This window comes from Mesorhizobium sp. M8A.F.Ca.ET.021.01.1.1, from assembly GCF_003998025.1.
Lineage (GTDB): Bacteria > Pseudomonadota > Alphaproteobacteria > Rhizobiales > Rhizobiaceae > Mesorhizobium.
Genome location: NZ_RZSJ01001057.1, coordinates 1 through 669 on the forward strand (window position 1 = coordinate 1; position 669 = coordinate 669).

General features: G+C 63.2%; 1 protein-coding gene. It reads left to right on the forward strand.

Annotated features, from left to right (window positions below; translation table 11 throughout):
* Positions 1–5: 5 nt before the first annotated feature.
* A partial coding sequence (nadC, locus tag EOA36_RS36560; RefSeq protein ID WP_127281320.1) for a carboxylating nicotinate-nucleotide diphosphorylase occupies positions 6–669 on the forward strand: 664 nt, incomplete at its 3' end.

A 669-nucleotide genomic window follows, 5' to 3' on the forward strand; every position in this document is an offset into this window, starting at 1 on the left:
GAGCAATGAACCTCTCGCCGCTTCCCGCAATCATGCTTGAGCCCCTGGTGCGGGCAGCACTTCTGGAAGATCTCGGCCGGGCGGGTGATCTGACGACCGACGCCATCGTGCCGAAGAACCATCACGCGACGACCGTGCTTTCGGTGCGCCAGGCCGGAACTGTCGCTGGGCTCGATCTGGCGATGCTCGCCTTCCGGCTCATCGACCAGAACGTCGAATTGACCGTTAAGCGAGCAGACGGCAGCGAAGTCTCGCAAGGAGAGATCATTGCAACGGTGAGCGGTCCCGCCCGGACCATTCTCACCGCGGAACGGACGGCACTCAATTTTCTGTGCCATCTGAGCGGCATCGCCACGGCGACAGCATCGATCGTAGATGCGGTCCGCGGGCACGATGCGAAGATCGTCTGCACGCGCAAGACGACGCCCGGATTGCGGGCGCTGGAAAAATACGCCGTGCGCGCAGGTGGGGGGTCCAATCACCGCTTCGGCCTCGACGACGCCATCCTGATCAAGGACAACCACATCGCCATCGCCGGCGGAATACGCCCGGCGCTCGAGCGGGCACGAAACAGCGCCGGCCATCTGGTCAAGATCGAAGTCGAGGTCGATACCCTAGCCCAGTTGGAGGAGGTCCTAGGGTTCGCTCCCGACGTCCTGCTCGTCAACA